Origin of the sequence: Bacillus sp. BP-3 (genome assembly GCF_028401955.1) — a bacterium.
Lineage (GTDB): Bacteria > Bacillota > Bacilli > Bacillales > Bacillaceae_G > Bacillus_A.
The window spans coordinates 248,474-271,224 of sequence record NZ_JAQOTJ010000002.1 but is presented as its reverse complement, the minus strand read 5'-3'; the positions used below and the strand labels follow the sequence as shown (position 1 = coordinate 271,224).

At 34.1% G+C, this 22,751-nt stretch carries 44 protein-coding genes and 1 pseudogene; 3 read left to right on the top strand and 42 right to left on the bottom strand.

The genetic code is table 11. The features are described from left to right. Nucleotides 1-10: 10 nt before the first annotated feature. From PLX19_RS04380 to PLX19_RS04180, 42 genes and pseudogenes are all read right to left on the bottom strand, one after another. The gene (locus tag PLX19_RS04380; protein WP_272187470.1) at nt 11-364 is read right to left on the bottom strand and encodes a phage head closure protein; all 354 of its coding nucleotides are present in this window, start codon (nt 362-364) and stop codon (nt 11-13) included. Between the two features lies 1 nt (nt 365). Then, complete coding sequence (locus tag PLX19_RS04375) at nt 366-659, bottom strand: hypothetical protein (protein WP_272187282.1); 294 nt, start codon at nt 657-659, stop codon at nt 366-368. A gap of 5 nt (nt 660-664) precedes the next feature. Then, complete coding sequence (locus PLX19_RS04370; protein ID WP_272187281.1) at nt 665-1,819, bottom strand: phage major capsid protein; 1,155 nt, start codon at nt 1,817-1,819, stop codon at nt 665-667. A 3-nt stretch (nt 1,820-1,822) separates the two neighbouring features. Further along, complete coding sequence (locus tag PLX19_RS04365) at nt 1,823-2,605, bottom strand: head maturation protease, ClpP-related (protein ID WP_272187280.1); 783 nt, start codon at nt 2,603-2,605, stop codon at nt 1,823-1,825. Beyond that, on the bottom strand, nt 2,589-3,752 hold the full coding sequence (locus PLX19_RS04360) for a phage portal protein (RefSeq protein WP_272187279.1): 1,164 nt from the start codon (nt 3,750-3,752) through the stop codon (nt 2,589-2,591). The genes PLX19_RS04365 and PLX19_RS04360 overlap by 17 nt, the downstream gene beginning before the upstream one ends. A gap of 8 nt (nt 3,753-3,760) precedes the next feature. Continuing rightward, a complete protein-coding gene (locus tag PLX19_RS04355; protein ID WP_272187278.1) occupies nt 3,761-5,419 on the bottom strand; it encodes a terminase TerL endonuclease subunit in 1,659 nt (552 codons plus the stop codon). After that, nucleotides 5,416-5,751 carry a P27 family phage terminase small subunit gene (locus tag PLX19_RS04350; protein ID WP_272187277.1) on the bottom strand — a complete coding sequence of 112 codons (336 nt, stop codon included), beginning with the start codon at nt 5,749-5,751 and terminating at the stop codon, nt 5,416-5,418. Before PLX19_RS04350 ends, PLX19_RS04355 begins: the two co-directional genes overlap by 4 nt. Nucleotides 5,752-5,886: 135 nt before the next feature. Beyond that, nucleotides 5,887-6,381, bottom strand: a complete 495-nt coding sequence (locus PLX19_RS04345) for an NUMOD4 domain-containing protein (RefSeq protein ID WP_272187276.1) — start codon at nt 6,379-6,381, stop codon at nt 5,887-5,889. Continuing rightward, the gene (locus PLX19_RS04340) at nt 6,378-6,713 is read right to left on the bottom strand and encodes an HNH endonuclease (RefSeq protein ID WP_272187469.1); all 336 of its coding nucleotides are present in this window, start codon (nt 6,711-6,713) and stop codon (nt 6,378-6,380) included. The genes PLX19_RS04345 and PLX19_RS04340 overlap by 4 nt, the downstream gene beginning before the upstream one ends. Further along, nucleotides 6,713-6,994, bottom strand: coding sequence for a hypothetical protein (locus tag PLX19_RS04335; RefSeq protein ID WP_272187275.1), 282 nt, complete (start codon nt 6,992-6,994; stop codon nt 6,713-6,715). Before PLX19_RS04335 ends, PLX19_RS04340 begins: the two co-directional genes overlap by 1 nt. A gap of 474 nt (nt 6,995-7,468) precedes the next feature. Beyond that, nucleotides 7,469-7,858, bottom strand: a complete 390-nt coding sequence (locus PLX19_RS04330) for a hypothetical protein (RefSeq protein WP_272187274.1) — start codon at nt 7,856-7,858, stop codon at nt 7,469-7,471. A 16-nt stretch (nt 7,859-7,874) separates the two neighbouring features. Continuing rightward, nucleotides 7,875-7,997 (bottom strand): DUF3983 domain-containing protein, encoded by a 123-nt coding sequence (locus PLX19_RS04325; protein WP_272187273.1) that lies wholly within the window; start codon nt 7,995-7,997, stop codon nt 7,875-7,877. A gap of 175 nt (nt 7,998-8,172) precedes the next feature. Beyond that, nucleotides 8,173-8,472, bottom strand: a complete 300-nt coding sequence (locus PLX19_RS04320) for a hypothetical protein (protein ID WP_272187272.1) — start codon at nt 8,470-8,472, stop codon at nt 8,173-8,175. Nucleotides 8,473-8,514: 42 nt separating this feature from the next. Further along, nucleotides 8,515-8,718, bottom strand: coding sequence for a hypothetical protein (locus PLX19_RS04315; RefSeq protein ID WP_272187271.1), 204 nt, complete (start codon nt 8,716-8,718; stop codon nt 8,515-8,517). A gap of 36 nt (nt 8,719-8,754) precedes the next feature. Beyond that, nucleotides 8,755-9,165 (bottom strand): hypothetical protein, encoded by a 411-nt coding sequence (locus PLX19_RS04310; protein WP_272187270.1) that lies wholly within the window; start codon nt 9,163-9,165, stop codon nt 8,755-8,757. Nucleotides 9,166-9,199: 34 nt separating this feature from the next. Then, a complete protein-coding gene (locus PLX19_RS04305; protein ID WP_272187269.1) occupies nt 9,200-9,406 on the bottom strand; it encodes a hypothetical protein in 207 nt (68 codons plus the stop codon). An 84-nt stretch (nt 9,407-9,490) separates the two neighbouring features. Continuing rightward, nucleotides 9,491-9,688 carry a hypothetical protein gene (locus PLX19_RS04300; RefSeq protein WP_272187268.1) on the bottom strand — a complete coding sequence of 66 codons (198 nt, stop codon included), beginning with the start codon at nt 9,686-9,688 and terminating at the stop codon, nt 9,491-9,493. A 49-nt stretch (nt 9,689-9,737) separates the two neighbouring features. Continuing rightward, a complete protein-coding gene (locus PLX19_RS04295; RefSeq protein WP_272187267.1) occupies nt 9,738-9,905 on the bottom strand; it encodes a hypothetical protein in 168 nt (55 codons plus the stop codon). Nucleotides 9,906-9,972: 67 nt separating this feature from the next. Then, on the bottom strand, nt 9,973-10,371 hold the full coding sequence (locus tag PLX19_RS04290) for a beta-sandwich lipoprotein (RefSeq protein WP_088071460.1): 399 nt from the start codon (nt 10,369-10,371) through the stop codon (nt 9,973-9,975). A 38-nt stretch (nt 10,372-10,409) separates the two neighbouring features. Next, entirely contained in the window at nt 10,410-10,901 is a 492-nt protein-coding gene (locus PLX19_RS04285) for a dUTP diphosphatase (RefSeq protein WP_272187266.1), read from the bottom strand. After that, complete coding sequence (locus PLX19_RS04280) at nt 10,902-11,375, bottom strand: HNH endonuclease (protein ID WP_272187265.1); 474 nt, start codon at nt 11,373-11,375, stop codon at nt 10,902-10,904. A 13-nt stretch (nt 11,376-11,388) separates the two neighbouring features. Further along, nucleotides 11,389-11,559 carry a hypothetical protein gene (locus tag PLX19_RS04275; RefSeq protein WP_272187264.1) on the bottom strand — a complete coding sequence of 57 codons (171 nt, stop codon included), beginning with the start codon at nt 11,557-11,559 and terminating at the stop codon, nt 11,389-11,391. A 10-nt stretch (nt 11,560-11,569) separates the two neighbouring features. Further along, on the bottom strand, nt 11,570-11,809 hold the full coding sequence (locus PLX19_RS04270) for a glutaredoxin family protein (protein ID WP_272187263.1): 240 nt from the start codon (nt 11,807-11,809) through the stop codon (nt 11,570-11,572). A gap of 289 nt (nt 11,810-12,098) precedes the next feature. Beyond that, complete coding sequence (locus PLX19_RS04265) at nt 12,099-12,260, bottom strand: Fur-regulated basic protein FbpA (RefSeq protein ID WP_272187262.1); 162 nt, start codon at nt 12,258-12,260, stop codon at nt 12,099-12,101. Between the two features lie 13 nt (nt 12,261-12,273). Next, the gene (locus PLX19_RS04260; protein ID WP_272187261.1) at nt 12,274-12,813 is read right to left on the bottom strand and encodes an ERCC4 domain-containing protein; all 540 of its coding nucleotides are present in this window, start codon (nt 12,811-12,813) and stop codon (nt 12,274-12,276) included. Next, nucleotides 12,810-12,974: a hypothetical protein gene (locus PLX19_RS04255; RefSeq protein WP_272187260.1), complete on the bottom strand. Its 165-nt coding sequence runs from the start codon at nt 12,972-12,974 to the stop codon at nt 12,810-12,812. Before PLX19_RS04255 ends, PLX19_RS04260 begins: the two co-directional genes overlap by 4 nt. Next, complete coding sequence (locus PLX19_RS04250) at nt 12,975-13,403, bottom strand: hypothetical protein (protein ID WP_272187259.1); 429 nt, start codon at nt 13,401-13,403, stop codon at nt 12,975-12,977. Continuing rightward, the gene (locus PLX19_RS26115; protein WP_087996013.1) at nt 13,391-13,627 is read right to left on the bottom strand and encodes a primase-like DNA-binding domain-containing protein; all 237 of its coding nucleotides are present in this window, start codon (nt 13,625-13,627) and stop codon (nt 13,391-13,393) included. The genes PLX19_RS04250 and PLX19_RS26115 overlap by 13 nt, the downstream gene beginning before the upstream one ends. 274 nt (nt 13,628-13,901) lie before the next feature. Next, nucleotides 13,902-16,256 carry a phage/plasmid primase, P4 family gene (locus PLX19_RS04245; RefSeq protein ID WP_272187258.1) on the bottom strand — a complete coding sequence of 785 codons (2,355 nt, stop codon included), beginning with the start codon at nt 16,254-16,256 and terminating at the stop codon, nt 13,902-13,904. 74 nt (nt 16,257-16,330) lie between these two features. Continuing rightward, nucleotides 16,331-16,801, bottom strand: a complete 471-nt coding sequence (locus tag PLX19_RS04240; protein ID WP_272187257.1) for a DUF669 domain-containing protein — start codon at nt 16,799-16,801, stop codon at nt 16,331-16,333. 20 nt (nt 16,802-16,821) lie between these two features. Then, nucleotides 16,822-17,493, bottom strand: coding sequence for an AAA family ATPase (locus tag PLX19_RS04235; RefSeq protein WP_272187256.1), 672 nt, complete (start codon nt 17,491-17,493; stop codon nt 16,822-16,824). Continuing rightward, nucleotides 17,494-17,718 carry a hypothetical protein gene (locus tag PLX19_RS04230; RefSeq protein WP_442869022.1) on the bottom strand — a complete coding sequence of 75 codons (225 nt, stop codon included), beginning with the start codon at nt 17,716-17,718 and terminating at the stop codon, nt 17,494-17,496. Continuing rightward, a complete protein-coding gene (locus PLX19_RS04225) occupies nt 17,685-17,876 on the bottom strand; it encodes a hypothetical protein (RefSeq protein ID WP_272187255.1) in 192 nt (63 codons plus the stop codon). Before PLX19_RS04225 ends, PLX19_RS04230 begins: the two co-directional genes overlap by 34 nt. Nucleotide 17,877: 1 nt before the next feature. Continuing rightward, a complete protein-coding gene (locus tag PLX19_RS04220) occupies nt 17,878-18,063 on the bottom strand; it encodes a hypothetical protein (RefSeq protein WP_442869021.1) in 186 nt (61 codons plus the stop codon). Next, complete coding sequence (locus PLX19_RS04215; RefSeq protein WP_272187254.1) at nt 18,041-18,343, bottom strand: hypothetical protein; 303 nt, start codon at nt 18,341-18,343, stop codon at nt 18,041-18,043. The genes PLX19_RS04220 and PLX19_RS04215 overlap by 23 nt, the downstream gene beginning before the upstream one ends. Beyond that, complete coding sequence (locus tag PLX19_RS04210; RefSeq protein ID WP_272187253.1) at nt 18,340-18,549, bottom strand: hypothetical protein; 210 nt, start codon at nt 18,547-18,549, stop codon at nt 18,340-18,342. Before PLX19_RS04210 ends, PLX19_RS04215 begins: the two co-directional genes overlap by 4 nt. A gap of 34 nt (nt 18,550-18,583) precedes the next feature. Continuing rightward, on the bottom strand, nt 18,584-19,000 hold the full coding sequence (locus PLX19_RS04205) for a hypothetical protein (protein WP_272187252.1): 417 nt from the start codon (nt 18,998-19,000) through the stop codon (nt 18,584-18,586). Between the two features lie 15 nt (nt 19,001-19,015). Further along, nucleotides 19,016-19,171: a DUF6906 family protein gene (locus PLX19_RS04200; RefSeq protein ID WP_272187251.1), complete on the bottom strand. Its 156-nt coding sequence runs from the start codon at nt 19,169-19,171 to the stop codon at nt 19,016-19,018. A gap of 90 nt (nt 19,172-19,261) precedes the next feature. Then, nucleotides 19,262-19,414 (bottom strand): annotated as a pseudogene (locus PLX19_RS04195) (YqaI family protein); the annotation flags it as partial. Nucleotides 19,415-19,416: 2 nt separating this feature from the next. Continuing rightward, nucleotides 19,417-19,581, bottom strand: a complete 165-nt coding sequence (locus PLX19_RS04190) for a hypothetical protein (RefSeq protein WP_272187249.1) — start codon at nt 19,579-19,581, stop codon at nt 19,417-19,419. Between the two features lie 70 nt (nt 19,582-19,651). Continuing rightward, nucleotides 19,652-19,816, bottom strand: a complete 165-nt coding sequence (locus tag PLX19_RS04185) for a hypothetical protein (protein WP_272187248.1) — start codon at nt 19,814-19,816, stop codon at nt 19,652-19,654. Nucleotides 19,817-19,872: 56 nt separating this feature from the next. Next, the gene (locus tag PLX19_RS04180) at nt 19,873-20,145 is read right to left on the bottom strand and encodes a helix-turn-helix transcriptional regulator (protein WP_272187247.1); all 273 of its coding nucleotides are present in this window, start codon (nt 20,143-20,145) and stop codon (nt 19,873-19,875) included. Between the two features lie 151 nt (nt 20,146-20,296). On the opposite strand from PLX19_RS04180, the gene PLX19_RS04175 reads away from it, so the two are divergent. From PLX19_RS04175 to PLX19_RS04165, 3 genes are all read left to right on the top strand, one after another. Further along, nucleotides 20,297-20,980 (top strand): LexA family protein, encoded by a 684-nt coding sequence (locus PLX19_RS04175; RefSeq protein WP_272187246.1) that lies wholly within the window; start codon nt 20,297-20,299, stop codon nt 20,978-20,980. A gap of 15 nt (nt 20,981-20,995) precedes the next feature. Beyond that, complete coding sequence (locus PLX19_RS04170) at nt 20,996-21,214, top strand: helix-turn-helix domain-containing protein (RefSeq protein WP_272187245.1); 219 nt, start codon at nt 20,996-20,998, stop codon at nt 21,212-21,214. A 131-nt stretch (nt 21,215-21,345) separates the two neighbouring features. Continuing rightward, complete coding sequence (locus PLX19_RS04165) at nt 21,346-22,749, top strand: recombinase family protein (protein WP_272187244.1); 1,404 nt, start codon at nt 21,346-21,348, stop codon at nt 22,747-22,749. Nucleotides 22,750-22,751 lie beyond the last annotated feature (2 nt).

Below are 22,751 nucleotides of genomic sequence, written 5' to 3'. Positions count from 1 at the left end.
TCACCAGCTTTCACCCAACCTTTTCCATAGCTATGATGGTTAATGTTTTATTCTCTTCATTATCATTTATTGGTGGTTCAATAATATCGAAGATACGCCCCTTTAAATTAATCCGCATTTCTTCTGTAATTCCAAAAGTGCAGGGGATAACGAACCGATAAATTAGTGTTGCTTGTGAAGCCGAAGCGGCAATATATTCTGATCCTTTTAATGTTTTTATCATAGCCCAAGCTTTTTTAAATTCTTTCCAATCTATTTCAATAACCTGGCCAAGATCATCTTTTATTGTTACTGGCTGTTCAATAATGATTTTATTTCTAAAATCTCCTGTGTTTAATGGCTGTTTATACTGAAAAGGACGCATATCATTCACCGTCCACTTTAATTTCTTCTAACGCTTTTTCAATGCTAAGACTATTAATCTGACTTAAAAAATTCTTGTCAAAATACTCTAGTGCATCATTATAAACATAACGAGAGCGTTCAAAGACTAACTCCTTGAACACCTCATCATCATTCAAATCATACTCTCCACAAACTTTGATTAAAGCTTTATTAGATGTAGAAAGGATACGTTTTAGGTTATCATCTTCATCATCACCTAATCGCATCCTATCTTTGAATTGCTGTAATATTTCATTTGAAATTACTGTATTCATTCACATCACCCTTGTGTTGGTGGGGTTACTTCTTCAAGTTTCAATGTGTAAACTTGTGAAGTGTATTTATCCTTTGGTTTACCAGTAGCATATTGTTTGGCGATATAAAGTGTTGCATCTTCTAAAGCGAGTGTTTCATTATACTTTTGGATTGGCTCCGTTCCACCCATCGCTGCAATGTATTCCCCTTTAACAAAGAACACCACTTGTCCTTGAGGTACAAATACAGATTCTGTTGGGATTGGATTAAAAGGTAAGCTCGTTACATATACACCTGCCGCATTTTGAATTGTAGCATTTGCTTGAATGTCAAAAGTATCGAATGGATTTGTTACCATAACTACTTTACCAGCAACATTTTTTGGTCTATCTGCATCTGTTTTACCATCAGGATTTAATTTTTTAGCCAATAATTTGACCACACCTTTTAATTCATTAATTGTTTTACGACCAGGCTCGAAAGTTAAAGTTCCAGCAACTTTTTTATCTGGATATACTCCATTCGTGACACTTCCGCTAGGGTCTTTTAATAATCCAATAGGTTCATTTTTACCCGTACCAGCTACAAAACCACGCTCTAAACCTACTGACATTGCTTCTGTAATCATAGTACGAACATATCGTTCCACCCATACTGGACCAAGCTTCAACATATCATTTGCTAATGGAATAAATGCTGTTAATTTCAGTTGAGTAATTGATTCTTTTCGGAATGTAGCATTTAATTGTCCTTTAATATCACCAAATAACGGTCCCCATACAGCTGCACCCTCTGGATCTCCATAAATAAACTCTGTCACGGCTCCTAAATTCTCTAAACCGATATGCTCTAACAACGGGTGACCTTGAACTAAATCATCAAAAATTCTCTCTTGTGTTGTTTTAGGTAAAGTCTCAGTAGATTTAAAACCACCTTCTTCAACAACAGCATTAAAGAACTTCATTTCCTCGCTTGTTAATACATTAGAACCACGAGACTGCATAATAGAACGGTCTACAATAGATTCATTGACCTGATTTAAAATATCCGACCGAACATCTGTAGCTAGTGCTTCGATCATGGAATTTAATGCCGCCGTTTGTTCTTCTGGTGTGCCTTCCTGTGTCGCTTTTGCAAATGCTAGTTTCTTTTCTTCAAAGTTATTAAATTTAATCACCATATTTTATTTTCCTCCTAAATTTAAAAAGAGCGTACTCAGATTCTGTTTTGTATTAACAGGCTCTTGAATAGGCTCTTTTGGATTTGTTTGTAACTCATTCAAAATTTCGTTCTTTAATCCAGATAATGCTGCATTTAAATCTTCTTTTGTAATTCCCTCTGTTTTCCCTTTATTGATAGTACCATTTCTAAATCCATCAATAACTTTCTGTGGAATCATAGAAGAAACGGCACTAGATGCTGTCATTTTAATTGGATTATCCATAAACATGATTTCATCCACAAAATTATTTTCTAATGCTTGTTGTGCTCCCATCCATGTTTCTTCTGCCATCATATTTAGCAATTCTTCTTCGGATTTACCACTTTTAATGACATAAGCATTTACAATGGCCCTATCCGTAGTTCTCAACATTTCAGCAGCCTTTTCCATTCCTCTATGATCGCCACCATTCCACATAGAAGCGTTATGAATCATAATTTGTGCTGTTGGAGAAATTCGAACTTTATCACCAGCCATTGCAATGAAAGAAGCCGCGCTTGCAGCTAAACCAACAATTTGAACTTCCACATTACCAGGATAATTTTTTAATGCTGTATAAATCTCTGATCCTTCATGTACATAACCACCAGGACTATTAATTGATACAATTAAATCCTCACCATTGGCATTAGTAAGTTCTTTTGCAACCATACCTGGGCTTGTTGCATCCATTTCAAAACATTCATAAATCCAAGCTTCATCACTAGAAATAATTGGTCCTTTAACGTCAATTTTCACCGTCATTTGTATTCTCACCTCCTTCTCCTGTATTCATTTCAGCGTAGTTTTTCGTAATATAATGTTTGTTTAAGTTAGGATCATCCGAGATATCATAGTCTACTTCTACCCTGATTTCATTTCCTTTAAATACACCAGAAGCTACCAGTTTATCTATTTTTTCCGCCAAATCAAATATACTTTGATAAGAAACAGCTTTTACTTGAATTCTCTGTCCTTTAAGGTACTCTTCTTTTTCAAAGAATTTTACATTCGCCTCATCTGATAATTTTTTCAATAATGGTCTTACTGTAAAAAGCATATAATTTTTCGTTTGCTTCTCTACATCAGCCATTTCGCCATATAACAAAGCGGTCGGAATGCCAAAAGCCATTGCTACTTGATTTAAAAATCCATTTGTTACTTTATTGATTTCATCCACACTTTGCCCAGAGTTTCCACCGCCTGATGTTTCAGCGTATTTAAATCCTGGTTGTTGTGGAATGATAGCAACATCCTTTTCACCAATCGCTTTATACATGTTATCAATGAACTCTTGAAGCTTCGCTTGATGTTCTTTACTTTTTGCAGCAAGCATATCCATATCGACTGTTCCACGAATTTGATTCTTACGTTTTTGAGAACTCAATATCCTACCGAATAAATCACCATAATCAGCAAAAAGGCCATCGATAAGTGGTGATAATTTATCATTGCGATATTTTAAATGAATAACCTCACTTTGTTTAAAGCTTCTTTTAAACTGATAATCTTTTACGGTAACATTCGTAAAAGTATCTTCAAAAACAGCGTATTCGTTATGTTCAAAATCATCTGCAATAAGTAGATCACCATCATCAGCTTGTATGATTAAGGCTTCGTTATCATAAATAAGCTTATAAATGTACCTTTCCCAAAAGGTACTTGCTGTCATATTCTTATTGGGCCTAACATTTAATCGGTAATAAAGTTCATCCTTTTCAAATTCTTCACCATTTTTAACCCTAAATTCTGACTGACTAATTGTTCTCCCTAAAAAAGAAATACATGTATCAATCGCTAGTCGCTTCATGTGGACTCTATTTGCCTTTTCGATAAACATTTCCACATCAAACATAAATCCTAATTCACTATTTCTTTTAAATACTGCATCCAGCCATCCAATGATTATCACCCCATTTATTAGAATTTAATACCATCTAACATAAAATCGAATTCATCCACAAGAATATTATCCGCTTGCCATAACGCATGGATAAAAGCTTGGAATCCATCTGTTTTGCGCTTAAATTCATCTTTTTTCAGGTATTCTTTGTTTCCATCTTTTTTGATGTGGACGTAGACGTTGTTGGTGTACCATCGCATTAATGGATTATCACCAAAGATAATTTGTCCATTTGCGAATAATGTTTCAACGCGTGGTGCTAATAAAGAATGAATTGCCTTCGGGTTACGAATATACAATAATGTAAAACCTTCCGCTTCAAGTGCTGTTTTAACAAGATCTAAACGGAATGTATCGGCCACTATTGTATTAACTCCATATATTTCACGCATTTTCACAAACCAATTAACAATATGAGAAATATTGATAACAGGTTCATCCACAATAGTTAACAATCCGTTTTCAGCCCATTCATAAATTGGCGCTTTTAATTTCACTTTATCCAAGAAACCTTTGCGTACAAATGAATGAGTTTTCCATATATAATTTTCCCTATGTTTAAATAGTAGCCCAACCGATGCAAAGTCTTTGATACTGGCGTAGTCGAGACCACCCACAGCGATTTGATGGTGCAGATTAGGAATTTCTCTCAAGGTTTCTCCATCTTCTTCATAACCTGTTCGCCATATCTCTTCCCAAGTAGCAACAGCTTTTGTTAAATCTGTTTCAGGATAATTCATACGTTTGGTCATGAATTCTTCACGATTTGATGGATTATTTGCTAATTGTTTATATTGAGTTAATACCTTTTTAAATAACCCTTTAGCATATGAGCTTCTTGGTTCACTAAACATCGGATTAGCTTTTTCCCACATATCAGGATTATCAATTTCTTCTGGATCATCAATCTTACAAATAAACGGAAATAAAGGATCGTCTAATTCTTCGCCTTTAAGAATATTCATTGCTCGTTCTTTCATCTTGTCTAAGAATCCATCACGAACAAAGCCGTCTGTTCCAATAAAAAATTCCCTAGCATTTGGCACTTTTCCAAGCCCACTAGAGAATACATTTACAACATCAAAGTTTTCATATTGATGTATTTCATCATAAATAACACAACCATCACGGAGTCCATCTTTCGAACTTGCGTTAGATGTATGATATTGCATAATACTTTTTGTATCATGACTAAGAATTTCAACTTTAGTTCGATAAAACATTTCTTCTAATATTTCTTTACCTTCAATAGCATCATACACTTCACGGAATGAAACTTTTGCTTGTTTCTCATTGTTAGCCACAATTGAAACATTGTATCGATCTATTCCGTGCAATGGACTAATAAAAAAGTGGCATAACGATGAAATCAAACCATTTTTACCACCACCACGAGCCATCATAATAAGAAACTGCTCATAAAATATAGAATCGTCTTCTTTATAAAATAAAAAATTAAATGCTGTTAGGAACTTTTGAAACGGCTGCAATTTGAAGTACCATTTCTCAGTGAATTTTATATAGTCCTCATGCATTTCATTATGGAAATATAAATCATCACGTATTAAGATGTATTTCTCCAGGTACTCCATTAGCATTATGCGCTCTTTATTTAGCTTAATTTTCCCTGTCCGATACATTTCAATATATTCATAGACGTATTGATTTTGAATCATGTTAAATCTTTAGCTGAGCGCGTAGTTTTTTGATGAACATTATTTACTTCGGCCGATGCTTCCAAACCAAGCGCGCCTAAAATCTTTATCATTCGATCATTGGTTTTATGTAAATCATTGATGGAAGGATTGGATTTCGGGCCATGCATACCAGATACCTTTATTCCTGTATCTTGAATATCATCAATAAGATCACATTTCAAATCCCACAATGATAAATAGTCTTGAACTAAGTCTTCATAATGATATCCAGTGATTTTTTTCTTTTTTAATTGGCTGTATAAATCTTTTTCAATACGTTCTCTCAAGGCTTCACGACTAGTTTTAGCCACTAGATCCCCTCCTTCCTAATTTACAGTAGTTCCCAATTTAATATAACGCGCGAAATCGCTTATAAATTTGGAAAATCGACCCCCTCCTCCGGTGCCCCTTAGATGAAAAAAAGCTGAAATAATAGAGGGGGGGAGTCATTTTAAGATTACTAATTGAAGTTTTACCTTCGATAAGATATCTTGGTAATTATTTTTATATTTAATCGAGCTTGCAACATTCTTTGTTATATTATATTTTTTCATAACATCATACATCTTCATGTGTTCAACCCAGAAATCGTAATATATATTGATAACTGTACTACTATCTAACCTTACTCTTAATCCATTTTTAATAGCGTGTTCTGTATTTTCTTTAGGTGTTACCCACTCTAAATTCTCCACATGATTATTCAGTTTGTTTCCATCTTTATGATTTATTTCAGGTTTATTTTCTGGATTAGAAATAAAATAAAGCCCAACCAATCGGTGGACTTTGTAATGTCTTTTATTTAGTTTAATTCTCAGGTACTTTCCATCATGCAATTCTAATTTTCTTATCCTTTTAGTTTTTTTATTTCTAATCCTACCATAATTAGATATCTCATAATTATGTCCTTCAATTCGTTTCCATATCTCCAAGATACTCACCACTTTTCATCGTGTTCCCATTTATTCTGTTTCTTTTTAAACGTTCTTCCATGTTCTTTGTTATGACAATCCACACAGATTGTTTCTAGATTATCTATATCTAATGCAAGTGTTGGATGATGTTCGAGTTCTTTTATATGATGGACAACTAACTGTATCTTCTTACGCTTGGCACTCTCACTGTATTCGTTGGTATCAGTTTGAACACGACCATTACGTTTACATTCTTGACACTCATAGTTGTCTCGCTTCTTTACTTGTTCACGTAGACTCTTCCATTCGCCACTGTCATAGAACTTACGTTTCTGTTGTTTGGTTTTGTATTCTTTAATCACAAACAGTCACCAGCATATATACGTTTTAACATGCGTTGGTCAACTTCTAAACTTCTTTTATAACTCTCGATATAAGCCGGATTACAATTATTAATCAACAAACAATACCTCTTTACCTTAGTTAAATCATATTGTATACGCCATGTTTCTTCAGTTGTATCGTTGACTTGTACATCTTTTTTAAGCTTTAATGCTTCAATTAGTTCATCTGTTGAGAACTTAGATAATAATTCTATTACACTTTTAGTTTCAGCTTTCTCTTCATATACTCCATCCATCTATCCTCACCCCTTATCAATCTAATTCCTTTACTTCCTTTGCTTTAAGGAACTGAATCATGATTAGTAAACCAACTATAAATCCTGTTCCGCATCCAAGAAAGTAACTAAACCAACCCATCTAATCACTCCATTGCCCAAAATAAAAAGCACCCGAATGGATGCTGTTATTTTCTTAAATTTCTTTTATCTTGAAAACAAAAATTAAAATACATCGCGACCAAAAGCATAATGATACTTCGCTCCCAGAAGTTCATATCATGAATAAAGTCCAACACAATACTAACTATGAACCCTATTACTATTCCTAACATTCATTTAGCTCCTTCAAATACGGTATGTGATATTTTAATGTCCGTACACAAACAAAAGAGCAACCGATGCATTCAGTCGCCCTTTCGTCAATTCTTTATGTTATTACTATAAACCCTTTTTGCAATAGTTAACATGAACTAATGTGAACTTAATATTTTGTTAACCTAACTTTTGAGCATATTCAATCATACGCTTTATTTGTGAGTGTTTATTATAGATATAACGCGGACTGTAATTTAACTCTTCAGCAATCTTTTCTAATGTTTTACCTTCCACATACTTACCATACATAATCTTGTGCTCCAAACCATGAAATGTACGAATAACTTTTTTGAAATTAAACATGTCATTCATCTTATGAGCTAAATCACGTTCACGTACAGCAATACGATCTTCAAGTTTTGACCCTTCTGATTCAGCAGTTAAACGTACTTCCTGTAAGTCGCCATACACCCAACGTTTTAATTCTCTCTTACTTCTATCCAAATCATGTTCTATATAGATAATTTCATCTTCTAATTTATGATAGTCTTTCAACCAATCTAGCAATGTATGAGCACCTCACTTATTTTAGAATACCAGCTTGTACAAAAATGTTTCTCCAAGCAGTATTAACTTGATGTTTTTCAAACGACTTCGCCCTACGAGCAATCGCCTTCCTAATTTTTCGTTTTTTTCTCTTTTTCATCGTTTTTCCCCCTTTAATTTCACCTCAAAACGTATGAATCATTTTACACAGTGTTATTACACGTTTTTAGACGTTTTACTGTCCCCAAGACATATTGCATTCGGAATTAATTTAAACGTTTAATTTCCTTGTTATATAAAGTCGTTTTTTCGGCAAAATGAATTTTTACAAAAAATTAATCATTCCACTTAAAATGGATGTAATGTTCATAGTAAAATCCACCTAAAATGTTCTTCCTTTCTTCTTTCTTAAAATCAACTTTCACACCATCCATTAATTCTTGTAACTTTTCTATGAATAGTTTCGAATGCATAATATGTTTATCTGGATTTTCATTGTGGATTTTATATCTATAACCGGAATATCCTTTTGCGGCACTTTCGATTATTGCCGCTTCCATTTCCTCTGCAAATTCCAATGCCTTTTCATCGATAGCCTTGTCTTGGATTTCTTTCAGATTTTTAACTAATGACATATCCATTCCCCTTTTCTATTCAATTAACGATTTTGTTTTGTTTTATAAGTACTGTAATGTTCCTTTAAAATACTTAGTGATCTCCTCAAATACTTCTTTTGGATCAGGATGACCATTAATAACTAAACTTGTTTCAATTAATTGACCATTTTCGTAATGAATACTAAACTCGACTGTCATTTGTGGTTCATTACTTACTATGTTCAAATCGATAAGTTTAGAGTGAATAGAAAGATAGCCTTTCATGTCCCATACTCCTTTCAAATAAGGATTTTGTATTACTTAGTGAGTCACATCACTGATATCATCCGTCATCCAATCCGTATCAACATCTTCGATTGGTGGCATTTCTCCAATTCTTTCTAAATTCAATTTCTTAGAATCCTCAATTAATTTATCTAAGTAAGAGCTTCCAACTTTATTTATGACTTCTTCCATTCTTTTTCCGACTTTATACAAAAACTTCACTGTATCTTCTTTAGTTCTTGTCTCATCCCAAACTTCTTGCGTGATATTGACGTTTATCGCTCTGACCCCTGTTGTTACTTCAGATACATTTATGTGATATCCCATAGGGATGGCACAAAATCTGTACTTCCCTACTTGTATTTCATGACCTATCGCCTGTTGCCAATTCCCCATATTTGTTGCTAAATGAAACTTTTGAGCTTGCTCGTTCACTTTGATTTCCATTCCGTTCCCCTCCAAAATAACGCTTTGGTTAAAATTAACTAAGTCTTGTAACTTTAATTTCTTTCCCTTCTGCATCATCCACTGTTAACGATTCTCCTTTTCGCAATAGCATCATAGAAATATTAATCGCTGTTTCATGTGCGTTTTGCGCAAGAATGCAACCTAAATCACACAAACATTCCATACTTTTCTGTAGTGAACCTGTAACGTTGCCTTTTTTACTTACAACTTCAAATGTCATTAACATCACCTCGTAGATTCCTAACGTTTTGTTGAAATTCCGGATTTCTTATCACTAGCTACTTATTTTTACTTAGTCGAATATTTAATCGTAGATGTGTTTATCAGCTTCTTCAATCAGCTTATATACATCTTCTTCATACCTCGTACCCTTAGCCATTGTCGATAAAACAAGTACAAGTGTGACAATACTCTCATTCTTTTTACGCACAGCCATATTAGGATGTTTAATATCGAGAAGGTAATCAAATACTAACTCATGAACTTTATCAGCCTTTTTCAAATGACTGTTACATGCCTTTCTTAACAAAATTCAAATTGTATTACAATAACTATTTTGTTAAATCTACAATAGTGAGGTTAATAGCTCTGGCTTGGTCTAAAAATACTAATAAATTCTCTGCCACTGCCTTTGCTATAGGAGTAGCACATGCAATTTCTTTACCATCCACAATAATTTTTAATTCTTCTCCAAGATCTTCAATTTTTACATCCTTCATATTTCTCATTCCCCTTTTGTTTAGTTTTACTCTTCAAAACTTCATCATACAAACTCATAAAAGTAGTTTATTTATTGCTTGTCTGCAACTTAATATCTGGAATAATTTCTTCCGGTCTAAACAGTACTTTGTAATGGTATGCATCTTCGTACTTAGCATCTGTTTGTTCAATGAAGTAACTTACATTATCACTTAATCCAAGGTAATGTTTCTTATATTTACCATCACCAGTCTTGCAAGTTACAGTTATCTTCTTCCCATCACTAGCGTCTAAAGCGCATAATCCCTCAATACTTAAAAGGTATTTATCAGTTATACCATTGAAGAACACTACTCTTCGTTGAACCTCAAATGAATCAGCTGATTTAGATAAATTTTGTGAAACTGTATCTGCTTCTGTACTACAACCTGCTAAACCTGTTATTGCCATAATAGACATTAAACCTGCAATTATTTTCTTTTTCATTTTCCGCTCCCCATTTCTTGTAAAATTCAAATTTGGTACTACTTTACGCCTGTGCTGCCAAATCCACCTGATCCACGCTCACTTTCACTTAATTCATCTACTTCTACAAAGCATGCTGTTTCGCATGGCGCTATAACACCCTGTGCAATCCTGTCGCCCTTTAATATTTTATAAACTGTACTTGCATACGGTTCTGGATCTCCGTGTATATCATTGCATCCATAATCTTCATTACCTTTAGGTGATATATTCTCGATGATCACTCCAACTTCTCCGCGGTATCCACTATCAATCGTCCCTAATACAACTCGAAGTTTTGTTTTTCGTGAAATCCCACTGCGTGGCCGTACCTGCAATTCAAATCCTAGTGGAATCTCGAAAGCTAATCCTGTATTAATCACTCTTGTTTCTCCCGGTTCAATAACCATGTTCTCTGCTGCTACAAGATCAAAACCCGCATCGAATTCTCTAGCGTATTTCGGTAACTCTACATCTTTATTAATCTTTTTCACTTTGACTCTTAGTTTCATTTAGTGCACTTCCCCTTCAATGATTTTGTTTAACTTTGCATATTCACCATGTACTTTCAAAGCCATATTGTTATGCTCTTTAGCCGCTTCATGCCTACAATCGTAATAACCAATATGCGTTCTCTTACCGTCCTTATAAATGTAAGAATGCCATTTTTCTTTTTCCTTATTCCAACTCACCCCTTTATAACCACTGGTATTGTTACCTTGTATGGTCCTATTCATACTATTTTGGCTATTATTAACGATTCGAAGGTTTCCTTTTTGGTTATTAAGTCTGTTCCCGTCTATACGATCAACCTGTTCACCTTTTTTCGCTTTCATTATTACGCGGTGCATAAGTTCAATTGTTTTATTTCTACGTCTCGCTGCATAACCCGGTCTCTGATAACACCAGCTGTTTTGCATCAAGTACTCATAGTCTTCATCATCAACCAATGTAACCTTTCCTTTTGTCAATTGAATCTCTTTCATTCTGTCCCGCTCCTTATAAGTAACTGATCAATTTCTCTTTCTGTTTCTTCAACACTTCCAGGGAAAGTTTCGTCTTCCGCTTCTCGTTATTCAATCCAACCAAGTGATATTCCATCTTACGAATCTCACTTTCTACTGATTCAATTTCACTTTTTACCTGTATCTGTGTGACTTCTTTCCTCATGAATTCCCTCCTACAGTCCTAATTTGTTCATTATCTTCCCTTCCTCAAACCCATGTATGATATTTCCGTCCTCCATCAAAAAAGCCGGTAATGTCATTAATCCCTGTTGTTTTATGTGGTGTTCATTTTCTTTTAATTCAACATTCACTTCTTCAATTTCCACATCAACCGGACAGTGTTGAAGCATGAATTTCGCTCTGTTGCAATTCCCACAATTATTTTTTGTAAACATAATGATCTTAGTTGCCATTCTCTTCATTCTCCTTTGCTTCTGCTAATAGTTGAGTTACTTCAAAAGTTCCATGCTCTGTATATTTCATTATTTTTCATCTCCTTAGTAATAAACCGAATCGACTTTGTATAGGTCAACGTATAGAGGTACAGTTACTTCTTTAGGGTAATAATGCTTACAATCAAAACTCACGTTGTTGTACTTTCGGTGCCACTTGAAGGACTTGTCCATCTCGTCAAACTCTCTTCGGATATACTCTATAGGTAAGTTAGGTAATTCCTTCCATGACTTATAACTTCTATCGAAATTAGCCAATTGTTTTGTACGTGTATGTCTCATTCTCCCCATCCCCTTTTATCAATTCGAATAGCTCCTGCTCACTCATTTCATAAAGCTGACGCCCTGTGCCTTCTTCCTTGTAAATACCTTTATGTAGCAGCACATCGATGTAAATTTGTTTCCTGTCCATCGCTTCTCCTTGCTTAGAAAATACCCGTTCGCAGGTAATACTTCGCTTGATAATAAAAATGATGATATATCCAGTTACCACTGAATTTTTTATCTAAATACACGATTTCAAAGTTGTATTTAGCTTTAAATGTGTTAAGTCTGCCAAGTAATGCTAAAGGGTTATATTTCGAACGATACTTACCTTGCAGCATCTTTTCGTATCCGTGTAGGTCCTCCACAATTAGAGTGAAGGGAATATCCTTACTTCGAATTAATTCGTTCTCGAAAGCCGTTTGCGTATCCTTTTGTAAGTTCCCTGTGATCTCATCCATGTGGGCTTTTCGTTCTACTCGGCTATCTAAGTAAATATCACGAGGTATTCCCAACTCTTCATTTTTAGGAATCATACAGCCATAATCACCGGTATCTAATTTTTGATTTTTAAACGGTATACCCTTTTGATGTAAGTAATCACGGATATGATCATTTACATTTTCACGAGTATCGATTACAATCGTTAATGTTTTAAGGATTTTTTCTATTTCTTTATCTGTGTAATGGAAACGGATCATTCATCTACTTCCTCTCCATATCCTTTATTAATTTCAAGCTCAATCAAGAGCATTACTTTTTCAATACTTTGTTTAACATTCAATGGATCATCGGTAAAATATGCTTTAGTTAGTAATTCAAGATATTTATATAACTTCTCTAATCTAAATTCATTCATCATCTACAAACCTTTCTTCGCATATGTAACCGCACGTTCATATATCTTTCTAGCCATTGCATTTGATTCATCATTCTCAAATTGGCGATGGTCATCATAAATGTTTGTCCAACCGTTATTTGCAAGGACAATCGTCCACTCATAAAACAGTTGCAAAGAATCTTCTTCATCAAGTAACCAATCGTGTAATTTTTGATTATGTTTCCATCCACAAAAGTGCTGAAATACCTTCATTAGTGTGACTTTCTCCGCACTTTCGCCTTTCCAGGACTTAAACCATGTATAAATTCCGTTGTAATTTTGTTCAGCAGCTTGCATTACTTCCGCTGGAATTAAATTCTGTCTTGTTATTCCAATTCGATTATCTTTTGGATCAAGATAGATATTTGCGCCCACTTTCCAAATTGAGCTTATGATTTCTAATACTTGCATGGAAGTAATCTCACTCCCCACCTTCCATATTCAATCACATAATTTTTCATTCTTTGATGTTTAACACCCATATTGAATTTTTTAAGCTGATTATTGAACTTAATCTTCGTTAATGGTTTTAGACTATAAAACTTGCAATACTTCAAATACCGTTCATATAAATCCTCATTTTTTTCGAAGTTCTTAATATCTTTAACTAAATTTTCTTCTATGAACTTTTCCATAAAAACTCACCAACTTTACTAATCGTGTTACGGAAATTATCGTTTTTTACTCAAAAAACACCTTAAATTACGCTTTTTTTCATTTAGTAACACGCTATAATCATTACAGCCCCAAGGGATTGGACTACTTGGTGTTACTAGTGTTACCGTCTGTCGGAATTGCGCGCTATATATACTTATATATATTTTTTATTTTTTATAGATAATGATATTAAGTAACAAAAGTAACAACAAAAGTATAAAAAGCGTCTTAAACCATTGATACATAAGGGTTTTAAGAGATTTTAAACGTGTTATTTTTAGTAACACTTTCGCTATTTTCGTCGTTTTTCAGTAACTCTGACTGCTTAAAAGTATTTTTTCGGTCTGCTAAAGTAACACCTTGGATAAAATACTTATTTCTGTTGCCGCGCTCTCTTTTGAAACCCTGCGTTTCTAAAATTCGATAAAACGCTCTATTTTTTAATTGATGTTCTCCATTTCTGAAACACCAATTCGCATATACTTCGTATAATTCTTTTGCTTCGATTTGGACATCTTCTCGTTTGAAACAACATTCGAACATAAACGGACCGAGTATATCCATTTCTTCTTTGTAATCACCTGTTGCTTTCATGACGATTGCTGGATCGTTTAGTCCCGACTGCTGCCACTTCAAGCAACCCTCAATCGCCCAATTTAGAATACCTGGCATTTCAAGACTTAACTTTTCAGGTAGCTTCTTATCACGCTTTTCCTTCGGTAACTGTAGATTGAATGGAATCAAACGAATACGTCTCCAAATCCCTTCATCTACACCTTTGATTACTGGCTTATGGTTTGTAGTGAAGAAAACTTTAAATTCAGGTATGAACTCAAAGAACTCTTGTCTCAGGAACCGGGCTAACACCGGCTCACCGCCTGTTATTTGTTTTACAAAAGCTTCTGATAGTTGTTCCCCATCTTCGCTTTCAATTGCTGATACAAAACGAGATCCAACTAATCTAGCGATATCATTATTGGCCCCAGTTTCTTTCTTTTTAATGAAAGTATCTGACTTAGCTTGTCTGCCGTAGTCGCCCATAATATCTTTGATAATATTGATAAAAGTTGATTTCCCATTTGAGCCACCGCCAATTAGGAAGACCATTATTTGCTCTGTAATTTCTCCAGTAAGTGAGTAACCAATTAATCGTTGCATGTAGTCAGTCAGCTCTTTGTCTCCTTGGAAAATTTGATCTAAGAAGTTAAGCCATTCAGGACATTTTGCGTTTTCATCAAATGAAATGTTAGTAATTTTAGTTAAACCAAGTTCTCGATCATGTTGCTGCAGCTTCCCTGTTTTCAAATCAACAATGCCGTTTTCAACATTTAATAAATACTTATGCTTATCAAATTCTTGTCGCTCTCCTGGAACCAATGGCATAAGGTCCTTAATACTATTCATTCGAATATTTCTACGCTCGCACATTCGCGCCCATTTCATTTCAGATTCATCTTCTGACTTATTGAGACTACGGAGCACCTTTGCTGTAATTCGTTCAATCTCTTTTTTTGTGTCTATTTTCCATCGTTTTCCGTCCCATATGAACCAACCAATATCACTAACATACTTGATTACGTGGCCATATTCATACGCAATACGTTCAGCATTGCCGAGCTCTGTTAAACGGAATTTCTTTTTCGGCTTGTCCTCCACAATCTCAGCTGCATCTTCATTAAGAAAATCAAAAGAAAATTCTTCGAATTGCTGTTTGTTGTCTAAAATAGTTGTGGAAGTCGATGAAATGGCTGTTGCTATAGTTCTTTCACCATATGTTTCATTTGTATCTCTAAAATGAATAACATCCCATTTATCACGCATTAAGCTAGTTTCACGAAACATTGAATCCATTCGAGTCGCTGAATTACCTGTCCAAAAAGCTAAATGATTACATAAAGCGAGGTCACTAGCTGAATGATCGTCATTAATTAAGCTACCGTTATATAATGACCGGATTTCATCTCCGTTTTTACTCCGAAACATTCTTTCCCATAAAGCATCATTTGAAATTTTGATTTCGTCTTTTTCAAATTCTGCTAAATTTACACGCCCTTGAATATCGCTATCATCAAAATATTGTTCGAACACTTCCGCTAGCTCATCGGTACGATCATATACATCATTAGAATTTTCACGATTTCCAGTAAAGGTGAAAAACCGGCCGTATGAGTAAATTTCCAATCCATGTTTAGTATTTTTCCGTCCAGTACCTAAAACAGATTGTGGAAGGTTCCCTTTGATGATGATGTGAATACCTTTTCCAGATGGAGAAAACTCTGTATAGCTGTCTAATGTATCGATAATTTCTGTTGCCAAAGCATTTGTTTTTTCATCTACAACACACTTATCAATATCAATTCCGATATAGTTATCTTGCCTACTAAACACAAACCCTATGCCGTCATAGTCACCTTCTAAATAGAATTTGACTGCCGTTGCAAACGTTGACCAGGTACGTCTATTATTTGCTTGAGCCATTTCACCAGTTACTTGATATGGAACCTTTGTTGGTTTATTATTTCGTGTTTCAAACTTCCACAAAATCCATTGAGGAAGGCCTTTTAATTCGGCAGGAATTTCATTAAAATTGTATGGATTCTCTTTCATTTCGCCCTCCGATTTGCCTTTTAGGGTATAAAAAAGAGAAGTCGGCAAAAACCAACCTCTCTATTTAGTTTTATTTAGAATGGTAAATCATCATCACCGATAGTAATTGGCGGTCCACTTGGTTGAGGAGGATTTACCTTTGATGGTGCTACAAATTTGACTTTAGCGAATGTTTTATCGTTCTTTGTTTCGTGTTTTACATAAGCTAAAACCGTTTTACCTAAAATCTCACGCACAACAACAGGTAAGTCTAATTCCTGTTTACCTGTGTATCCACAAGCTTTAAAGAATGAGTTATATTTCTTTTCAGTATCCTCTTTATAATCTTGAACATTACTAGTTAGATATAGAGTGTTATATAGGATTTTTGCTCCTTGGTGTTTTTGTTCAATATCTGAACGAATTTCTACATCAAATCCGATAGAATATTGACCTTGCCATTCTTTTTCTTCAGCACCTATAATCGTAACTTCGTATTTACCTTCCTCTACAAGACCGAATCCTTGTGATACATTTTCTTCATCAAATTTAAATTTAAAACTCATTGTTTATTTCCCCCTGTATTTTAGTTTGTGGATGACACGATTAATTCTTCTTGCACGCAGCCTTTACGCTGATCTAAATGATTCTTAGCAAAAACACTTTGATTGCCTTCTAAAACAAATCCTCTTGTACCATCTGCTTTTTTTACCAATTGACCAACAACATGTACAATCCCCATAATGTGATTGACGATCTTATCCCGAATATCAGGAATGAATTGTGTGTATTGCTGGCCATCATCATGAGTGATATTTCTTGTTGTCTCCCAAGCTGTGAAAATAATATTTGCATCTAATGAATTAAATGTTTCTACTAACTTTAAAAGATGGTTATCTAGTAAAGCGTAATCCTTTAATTCCGGCATACCGCTTTTTGTATTTTCACCTTTTTTAAGTAACCATAATTTTTGATAATGAGTTAAGTTATCGATAAAAACATTGTCATATTTACCAATGTTCGCTTTTGCAAGTGCATAAAACTGTAGAATGCTATCATGTGGATTTTCACCATCAATCTTAGCTACATCTACATTTTCGTAACCTGATAATACTTGGCTTGTCCCATCGATATCAAAGACCAATGTTTTGCCCTGTAATAAACCAGCAACTGTTGTTTTTCCGTTGCCTGGCTTTGAATAGATAATGATTTTTGCTTTTTTGCTTTTAGTAATTTCAGCACCATTTGTAATCTCCATTTAATTCACCTCACCGAAATTTTTTAAAATTAAAATTGAAGCTTCAATTTCAAGAACCTTGCCTTCGGTGTCCCGAATATTTTTTTCAACAATAGGCTTCCTGTCTATCAATCTTTCTAATTCATCCTTATGTTCACGTAATTTTCTATTCATGACATTTAACTCTTGTTCTAACCCTTTAATCCCAGCATTCAAAATGGAATCACCTCTTTTCTCTGGATCCATTCATATATTTCCATAAGATCTTGTAATCCATGTTCATAAGCGATGACCATGGATGAAGCATGTGGATCATCACTATGTTTATATCGTTCTATTAAATTCATTGTGATTTGAATTTTAGATTCAATTTTCCCTTGCAGCATCCACTCTTGCAAGTTCATTTCACTCACCCGCTATCTTCTTTATGGAATGAGACTCTACATATTGATTGATGCATTCTGTTTCATCGTGTATGTAATCACCATCAATATCCCGATATTCTTCACCAAAATAGATTTCTTTTCCGCAACTTTCACAGTAACTCATAACATCACTTACTACTGAATCATGACGATTTCCGATTACCATTGCATTTTCTACTATTTGGTATCCCTCCAATTTTCTCTGCCATTCTTTCTGAAGTGTAAAGAGAGTAGTAGATTACATTGCCACTTATAAACGAAACTTCATACGGAAAATCTTTTGATTCACGTTGAAATATTAATGGTTTAATCTTAGAATCATCTAGCAATGATTCCAGTACTTCATTACTTAGATGCACTTCATTTCCACGAACACTGAGAATACCATGTTCATTTCGCGCTTCTCGTATAGCTTGTACAGCTTTAGCGACTTCTTTAATGCTCATACATAGTACGCTCCTTTTTCAGCTCTCTTCACTGTGAAGGAAGGCTGATTTGCAGCACCTCTGCGACCAGCCTCGGCCTTTGATACTTTAGGTGTAATGATAGCTGTTTCTACATCCATTCCTTTACGTGTACGCGTATATAGCATTGATAAACTAACTCCATTCGCAGCCGCACGTTTAACTTGATCTTCTGTAAACTTACCCATTACTTGTTCACTCCTTTATACAAATAAATTCGTTTTATAACGCTCTACTACCTAACAAATCAATATCCGATTTCTTCGCTTTGCGAGCTTTCAAAACTTGTTTCACTTCATCTTTTAGAAATTCTTCCATTTCATCCGATGTTGTTTTCTTTTCTTCCACAAGTTCAGCAATACCGATTAAATTCAATTCAGATTGTGGACGGTCTACTTTTTCAGCAAATGCTGCTTTATCAAATTTTGTAGATGTTCGTCCGATCACTGATAAGACATGAGGTACATCATTTTTATAAGCAAGTACATTTCCATTCTTTTTAATGTGACTGATAATTGTTTCTGTTTTTTCATCGATTCTTTCTTTTAAAACAGCACGTTGTTTTTTCAGCTGTTCGATTTCATTAAAAAGACCATTAATTTCAGAAGCTTTATAATTAACATTGATATTTACATCCATCAGTTAAACACTCCTTTATGAATTTGGAATTACACGAGTAGCAAAAGTATTACGATGAACTAAATGCAACTCATCATCTACTTTTTTATAAATCAACCAATTTTCCGGATTTAATTTATATGACGCAATTAACATCTTTTGTTTCTTTGTTGGATTCTTACCGTTCTTCACAGCTAGTCCTCCTTTACATACTAGAATTTCATGCTATAATATCTGTAAATTTTATTTTGTTTAAATCACCTGTTGGCGCAGGTGGTTTTTTTATTGCGCTTGAAAGCATTCAACTTGATGGCGTTCCATCAAATAGTGTTTTAAATTTTCTTCGAGTACGACATGTTCACCGAATACAAAGTATGTTTCATTACTTAAAATTTCATCACCATAAAAATCTTCGATTGGATGATCTGCAACCTTCTTCACGCGCTCACCTCCTTTCGCTTGTCCATATTCATTGCAAATAATTTACTTTTTGCTTTTAATTCCATTGCAAGAAGTAATGCTGGATTGTTGCGTATTTCAGCGCATTCTTTCCTTACTTCTGCTGCTGTCATTAACTTGCTGGCTGTTAGTACTCCGTTCATAATGATTCACCTCATTTCAAGTTATAGAACAAAAATAAATCGGCAAATTTTGCAAACATGTAAAAAAAAATTACTTAACTTCGTTTTGAAGTTGTTTTTGTTCTAACCTTCTTTTTAAAATTAACTCCCTAGCAGCTGGTATTAGTGGTTTTAAAAATCTTCCCCACTGTTCTTTTGTTAAATTTACTTTTATTACATATCCGTTTTCATCTCGAACAATTTGTTCCTCCTCCATCCTCCATCACCTCAGTCTAGTTATATGTAAGTGGGACAGTAGGACCACCCTTTGAATCATGAAACAATTTGTTTTAAATTGTTCGCTCTTTCCAAAACTCTATTTTTAACTTGTACGAATTTTTCGTACTTACTTCCAAAAAATATATTCTCGTAAGGAACATCAAATAAGTACATATACTTTTTGATTAATTCATCAGGCATATTTGTAGAGTCTTGTTCGTATAACCACAAAGTTTTAGGGGAAACCTCAAGTATATCGGCAAGCTCAGCTTGATTTAATCCAGCACTTTCCCTTAACTCATTTAATGTTCTTTTGAAATATTCCATTATGTGACCCCCTTCCTTCGAAACTTATTGTATTACTAAATTTAAGTAATTTCAATACAAAAGTACGAAAAAAACATACAAAACGTACACTTTACGAATAATTCGTAATATGATATATTAAAACCACAGTTATCAATAGGAGGTGAATTTAATGATTGAATCACAAAAGAAAATAATAGTAGAAAACATAAAAAAGCTTTTAAAACAACATGATATGACTCAATCAGATTTAGCTAACCAATTAGGTATTGCAAGAAGTACTATGAGTGATTATATGAACTATAGATCTAAACCAGGTGCTGGTGTTTTAGAAAAAATGGCAGTTATTTTTGGAGTTACAAAAGCTGATATTGATACAACTTATAAGAACACTAAAGTTGAGATTATAAATGGTGAACTTCAATTAGTTAAAGAACAACCTATAGAATATAAAGAAGAAAAAGAAATACCGGTCATTGGTAAAATAGCAGCCGGAACACCAATAGAAGCTGTGCAAGATATAGTCGATAGGATTACACCTCCATATAAAGCGAACAACATTGATGAACTATTTGGACTAGTTGTGGATGGCGAATCCATGAATAAGATTGTCCCAAATGGACATTATGCAGTATTAAAAAAACAACCAGATGTTGAAAATGGAGAAATAGCCGCTGTAATTGTAAACGGTCATTATGCAACTCTAAAAAAAGTGTACAAGTTTACAGACTTAATGGTGTTGGAGCCTTGTTCTCATGATCCTAATTTCAAAGACCAACAATTCTCACGAGACAATTGTGAAGATATAAAAATAATAGGTAAATTTTTATATAGTGTGAGTCCGATCATTCAGTAATTAGGCGGTGAAAAAGTGTATGTAGTCGGCAAATGTCGACTGAATGAAATCTTAGAAGAGAAGAAATTATCCCAAATTGATCTAGCACTAAAACTAGGCATGAAAAAACAACAAGTAAATGCTTATGCAACCAACGATAGAATTATGTCTTACCAAACTGCTAAAAATATCGCTTCTCAACTTAATGTAAATATGGAAGAGCTATATGATTTCATTCAGTTGAATGAACAGTGAGATTTTCTCACTGGGCGCCACGGTCAATCAAGTAGTTGACCACATCCACGTAAAGCCTCCATCATACCATACCCACAATTTTTTCTAATCATCTCCTAAAAAACATATGTTATAGAAAGGAGTCGATGTAAATGAAATGCGTAATTTATAGACGTGTATCCACAGATATGCAAGTTGAAGAAGGAATTTCATTGGATATGCAAAAAGTACGATTAGAACAATATGCTCAATCTCAAGGATGGGTAGTAGTTGAAGATTATTGTGATGAAGGATATAGCGCAAAGAATATCGACAGACCCGCATTCCAAAGAATGATAAAAGATATGAAAAAAAATAAATTTGATATTATTCTTGTGTATCGATTAGATCGTTTTACTCGTTCAGTTTTAGATTTACATTCTCTTCTTGAAAAGATGGATAAATGTAACGTTAAATTTAAAAGTAGCACGGAAGTATTCGATACAACGACAGCCACTGGTAGAATGTTCATTACATTAGTTGCGACACTAGCACAATGGGAACGAGAGACAACAGCTGAACGTGTACGAGATTCAATGCAAAAAAAGGCTGAGTTAGGTCTTAGAAATGGTTCAAAATCACCAATGGGATATGATCAAAATAAAGGTAAGTTATATATCAATAAAGAAGAAACTGAAGTAGTAAAGTACATATTCGAGGCTTATAAAACTAAAGGAATAATAAGTATTGTAAAGGCATTGAATAGCCGAGGTATTAAAACAAAACAGGGAAAAATATTTAATTATGATGCGGTGCGTTACATTATAAATAATCCCATATACATTGGGAAAATACGCTGGGGAGAAGATGTGTTAACTGATATAGCTCAAGATGACTTTGAAACTATTATAGATAAAGATACATGGTATACAGTGCAACAAATACAAAACAGTAGGAAAGTAGGAAAAGTAAGATTGCAGAACTATTTCGTTTTCTCCAATGTTTTAAGATGTGATAGATGCGGAAAGTACTTTCTAGGCCATAAACAAGAGAGAGCTCGTGGTAGAATTGTAATGTCTTATCGTTGTAGTTCACGGCATCATAAAGGAATGTGTGACATGCCACAAATCTCTGAAGACATACTCGAAAATATTTTTTTGGATATACTGAATGGAGTTATTGTTGATCTTGATACATCTATCGAACCTCCTATTGAATTAAGCAACTTAAAAGAACAATTAAATAAGATTCAAGATAAAAAATCACGTTTAAAATATTTATTCATAGAAGGCGATATACCTCAACTTGAATATAAAAGAGATATGTTAGTGCTAACACAAGAAGAAAATGTAATTCATCAACAACTCGCTAACATTGAGGATGCTGTATCTCCACATGATGTTAAAGAACTTTTAAGTAAATTAAAAGATGAATGGTATCATTTAAGTAGTGAATCAAAAAAAGCGGCTGTAAACTCCATTGTTGATTACATGTCAGTTGATGTAACAAAACCAGCTCGTACGGGTAAGAATCCTATCCCACCAGAAATAAAGGTCACTGACTTTAAAATAAAATAAAC